2 protein-coding genes and 1 pseudogene are annotated in these 1142 nt (G+C 68.0%); all 3 read left to right on the forward strand.

Annotated features, from left to right (window positions below; translation table 11 throughout):
• Positions 1–167: pseudogene (locus AC27VN_RS42025) on the forward strand (DUF429 domain-containing protein); the annotation flags it as partial.
• Positions 168–314: 147 nt separating this feature from the next.
• Positions 315–512 carry a CsbD family protein gene (locus AC27VN_RS42030; RefSeq protein ID WP_093340968.1) on the forward strand — a complete coding sequence of 66 codons (198 nt, stop codon included), beginning with the start codon at positions 315–317 and terminating at the stop codon, positions 510–512.
• Positions 513–580: 68 nt separating this feature from the next.
• Positions 581–1087, forward strand: a complete 507-nt coding sequence (locus AC27VN_RS42035) for a BON domain-containing protein (RefSeq protein ID WP_490880595.1) — start codon at positions 581–583, stop codon at positions 1085–1087.
• Positions 1088–1142 lie beyond the last annotated feature (55 nt).

Raw genomic sequence — 1142 nt, forward strand, 5'->3', positions numbered from 1 at the left:
CCGGGCAACGCCGCGAACTGCTCGACGACCCGCGTGGCGATGACCTCGATGCCGTGCTGTGCCTGGTGCAGGCCGCCTGGGGCCTGCAGCGCACGGACAGCGCGGGCCCCGGCTACGGCCTGCCCACGGACATCGATCCGCTCGAGGGCTGGATCGTCTCCGCCTGACCCCGGCCGGGCCCGGTTGTCCTACAGCGCTTCGAGCCGCCGTCGCGGCGCGGAGGCTCGATCCCGTCGCTAGATTGACGTCATGGGCCGCCGGCCCATGCGCCCGATCTCCGGGTGCTTCGTGACCGAATCAGGAAGGACATCGCAATGAACAAGGATCAAGTGGCAGGCCGCGTCGACCAGGCCAAGGGCAAGCTCAAGGAAGTCGCCGGCAAGGTCGTGGGCAACGAGAAGCTCGAAGGCGAAGGCGTTGCCGACCAGGCCGCCGGCAAGGTGCAGAGCACCTACGGCGACGTGAAGGAAAAGGCCAAGGACGCGATCAAGTCCGGCGCCGACAAGCTCTGAGGTGACATGGCTGCGGCCCGCGAGGGCGCAGCCTTTTTTCTTTTCATTCCATCGATGTGGAGGTTCCCATGACCATTTCGATACAGCCGTCCGCTTCGCGCACGCGCACCTGGCTCGCCGTGCTGGCGATCGCCGGCGGCAGCCTCGCGCTGGCCGCCTGCGACAAGAACGATGGCCGCACCGCCGGCGAGAAGCTCGACAGCGCCGTGGCGCGCACCGAGCAGGCCGTCGACACCGCGCGCGACAAGACCGTGAAGATGGCCGAGGAGGCCAAGACCCGGATCGATTCGCAGAGCGTGAAGGAGGGTGCCGCCAACGCGAAGGAAGCCGTGAAGGACGCCGGCAGCGCCGTCGCGAACACGGTGGACGACGCGGCCATCACCGCCGCCATCTCGGCCGGCCTGGCGAAGGATCCCGACCTCAGCGCCATCAAGATCGATGTCGACACCAAGGCCGGTGCCGTGAGCCTGCAGGGGCCCGCGCCGAGCGCCGCCGCCAAGGAGCGCGCCGAGCAGATCGCCAAGGGCGTGCAGGGTGTGACCTCGGTCGACAACCGGCTCGAGGTGAAGGGCTGAGTTTTTCGAGTCTTCGGACTCGTTTCCACCCGCCCCCAAAGAAAAAGCCCGGCAT

The organism is Variovorax sp. 20P10.2.4, from assembly GCF_058244205.1.